Below are 3623 nucleotides of genomic sequence, written 5' to 3' on the forward strand. Positions count from 1 at the left end.
AGCGATCGCTATACACGAAAAATGAGGGACTATCTTGAATTTCGATACATAAAAGGAGAATTCAATGAGTAAACACCAGGAAATTTTGTCCTATCTGGAAGAGTTGCCAATTGGGAAGAGAGTTAGTGTTCGCAGTATTTCCAATCACCTAGGTGTTAGTGACGGAACAGCCTACCGAGCTATTAAAGAAGCTGAAAATCGTGGCATCGTTGAAACTCGGCCACGTAGTGGAACTATACGGGTCAAGTCCCAAAAAGTGGCTATTGAGCGGCTAACCTATGCTGAAATTGCTGAAGTCACCTCCTCTGAAGTTTTAGCTGGTCAGGAAGGGTTGGAGAGAGAATTTAGCAAATTCTCCATTGGGGCTATGACAGAGCAAAATATCCTGTCCTATCTCCATGATGGTGGTCTTTTGATCGTAGGAGACCGCACTCGCATTCAACTTTTAGCGCTGGAAAATGAAAATGCGGTCCTTGTGACAGGTGGTTTTCATGTCCAGGACGATGTTCTTGAGTTGGCTAATAAAAAAGGGATTCCAGTTCTGAGGAGTAAACATGACACTTTTACAGTAGCGACCATGATTAACAAAGCCCTCTCAAATGTTCAAATCAAAACCGATATTCTGACAGTCGAAAAGCTCTATCGTCCCAGTCATGAGTATGGTTTTTTGAGAGAAACGGATACAGTCAAAGACTATCTAGACTTGGTCCGTAAGAACAGAAGTAGCCGTTTCCCAGTCATTAACCAACACCAAGTGGTTGTCGGGGTTGTTACTATGCGTGACGCAGGAGATAAATCCCCCAGCACAACGATTGACAAGGTGATGACGCGAAGTATCTTTGTAACAGGCTTAGCGACCAATATTGCCAATGTCAGTCAACGAATGATTGCAGAAGACTTTGAGATGGTTCCCGTTGTCAGAAGTAACCAAACCTTGCTTGGAGTAGTAACGAGACGAGATGTCATGGAAAAGATGAGCCGTTCTCAGGTTTCAGCTTTGCCAACTTTCTCCGAGCAAATTGGGCAAAAACTATCCTATCATCATGATGAAGTCGTCATTACTGTTGAGCCTTTCATGCTGGAGAAAAATGGTGTCCTTGCTAATGGAGTCTTGGCTGAAATCCTCAACCATATGACCCAAGACCTCGTTGTCAATAGCGGACGTAATCTCATCATTGAGCAGATGTTGATTTATTTCTTGCAGGCTGTGCAGATAGATGATACTCTGCGGATTCAGGCTCGGATTATTCACCACACGAGACGTTCAGCTATTATTGATTATGATATTTATCATGGTCATCAGATTGTTTCAAAAGCAAATGTTACGGTTAAAATTAATTAGAATCTAGGAGAAAAAATGATAACTTTAAAATCAGCACGTGAAATCGAAGCCATGGACAAGGCTGGTGATTTCCTAGCAAGTATCCATATCGGCTTACGTGATTTGATTAAGCCGGGCGTAGATATGTGGGAAGTTGAAGAGTACGTTCGTCGACGTTGTAAAGAGGAGAATTTCCTTCCTTTACAGATTGGAGTAGATGGTGCAGTCATGGATTACCCCTATGCCACTTGTTGCTCTCTCAACGACGAAGTAGCTCATGCTTTTCCACGTCATTACATCTTGAAAGATGGCGATTTGCTCAAGGTTGACATGGTACTGGGTGGTCCGATTGCCAAATCCGACCTCAATGTATCTAAACTCAACTTCAACAATGTTGAGCAAATGAAAAAATACACCCAAAGTTATACTGGTGGTTTAGCTGACTCATGTTGGGCTTATGCGGTTGGTACACCGTCTGAAGAAGTGAAAAACCTGATGGACGTGACCAAGGAAGCTATGTATAAAGGGATTGAGCAAGCAGTTGTTGGCAATCGTATCGGTGATATCGGTGCAGCCATTCAAGAATACGCTGAAAGTCGCGGTTACGGTGTCGTTCGTGATTTGGTTGGTCATGGTGTTGGTCCAACTATGCACGAGGAGCCAATGGTTCCTAACTACGGTATTGCAGGGCGTGGACTCCGTCTCCGTGAAGGAATGGTACTAACTATTGAACCCATGATCAATACTGGTGACTGGGAAATTGATACAGATATGAAGACTGGCTGGGCTCATAAGACTATAGATGGCGGCCTGTCTTGCCAATATGAACACCAGTTCGTGATTACCAAAGACGGTCCAGTTATCTTGACTAGTCAAGGTGAAGAAGGAACGTATTAAAAAAAGGAGCTTAGCTCCTTTTTTTGTGTCAAATTTTATCAAAATAAATAAGCGTAGCAGACTTCTTACAAATTTATTCTTTTGTAGTAAAATAGGATTAGAATTTTGAGAAAGTAGGTAATTCGTTGGAGTCGATTATATTTCTAGTATCCGTTTTTTTAGCTGGTATCCTGTCCTTCTTTTCACCCTGCATCTTTCCTTTGCTACCTGTCTATGCTGGTATTTTACTGGATGATCAGGGAAATTCGAAAAGCTTTCGCTTTTTTGGAAGAGACGTTGCATGGTCTGGTTTAATTCGAACCTTGTGCTTTATTGCAGGAATCTCCCTTATTTTCTTTATTTTAGGATTTGGAGCTGGATTCCTAGGGCACATGCTCTATGCAGACTGGTTTCGTTATGCTATGGGAATAGTCATTATTCTTTTAGGGCTTCACCAGATGGAAATCTTGCATTTCAATAAACTGGAGATTCAAAAGACAGTCACCTTCAAACAATCCAAGTCTAATCACTATCTGTCAGCCTTTTTACTTGGGATAACCTTTAGTTTTGGTTGGACCCCTTGTATCGGACCGGTTTTAAGTTCGGTCTTGGCTCTTGCAGCTTCAGGAGGCAATGGTGCTTGGCAAGGAGCCGTGTTAACATTAGTATATACATTGGGAATGGCCCTTCCTTTCATTGTTTTGGCCTTGGCTTCGGGCTGGATCATGCCCTATTTTAGTAAATTAAAACCCCATATGATCCTACTAAAAAAAATCGGGGGAGCTTTGATTATTTTGATGGGATTATTATTAATGCTAGGGCAGTTAAATGCCTTGTCAGGAATTCTTGGATAAAAGGAGAAAAATATGAAAAAAGTTATTTTTGCTGGATTGAGCCTCATGTCTCTATTTTTGTTGATTGCTTGTGGTGAAAAAGAAACCAAACAGACAAGCAGTCCAAAACAACCTGCTGTACAACAAATCGCAGTCGGTAAGGATGCTCCAGACTTCACCTTGCAGTCTATGGATGGCAAAGAAGTGAAGTTATCAGACTATAAAGGGAAAAAGGTTTATTTGAAATTCTGGGCTTCTTGGTGTGGACCATGTAAAAAAAGCATGCCTGAGTTGATGGAACTAGCTGCCAAACAAGATCGAGACTTTGAAATCTTGAGTGTCATTGCACCTGGTCTCCAAGGTGAAAAAACAGTTCAAGACTTTCCAAAATGGTACCAAGAACAAGGCTACAAGGATATTCCAGTTCTATATGATACGCAAGCAACTACCTTCCAAGCCTACCAAATTCGTAGTATTCCAACAGAATACTTGATTGACAGTCAAGGTAAAATCGGAAAAATCCAATTTGGTGCTATTAGCAACGCTGATGCAGAAGCGGCTTTTAAAGAAATGAAATAAAGAAAAAATCGCGA

4 protein-coding genes and 1 pseudogene are annotated in these 3623 nt (G+C 41.5%); all 5 read left to right on the plus strand.

Annotation, left to right across the window (positions count from 1 at the left end; all coding sequences use genetic code 11):
- Nucleotides 1–72, plus strand: a pseudogene (locus GMD4S_RS12945) (GNAT family N-acetyltransferase); the annotation flags it as partial.
- Complete coding sequence (spxR, locus tag GMD4S_RS07430; RefSeq protein ID WP_000033809.1) at nt 65–1342, plus strand: CBS-HotDog domain-containing transcription factor SpxR; 1278 nt, start codon at nt 65–67, stop codon at nt 1340–1342. The pseudogene GMD4S_RS12945 and the gene spxR, both read left to right, overlap by 8 nt.
- Before the next feature lie 15 nt (nt 1343–1357).
- Nucleotides 1358–2218, plus strand: coding sequence for a methionyl aminopeptidase (locus GMD4S_RS07435; protein WP_000631558.1), 861 nt, complete (start codon nt 1358–1360; stop codon nt 2216–2218).
- Nucleotides 2219–2343: 125 nt separating this feature from the next.
- On the plus strand, nt 2344–3051 hold the full coding sequence (gene ccdA2, locus GMD4S_RS07440) for a thiol-disulfide oxidoreductase-associated membrane protein CcdA2 (RefSeq protein WP_000443810.1): 708 nt from the start codon (nt 2344–2346) through the stop codon (nt 3049–3051).
- A gap of 12 nt (nt 3052–3063) precedes the next feature.
- Nucleotides 3064–3609, plus strand: coding sequence for a thiol-disulfide oxidoreductase-associated lipoprotein SdbB (sdbB, locus tag GMD4S_RS07445; RefSeq protein ID WP_000755591.1), 546 nt, complete (start codon nt 3064–3066; stop codon nt 3607–3609).
- Nucleotides 3610–3623 lie beyond the last annotated feature (14 nt).

It is taken from the genome of Streptococcus sp. GMD4S, from assembly GCF_000296955.1.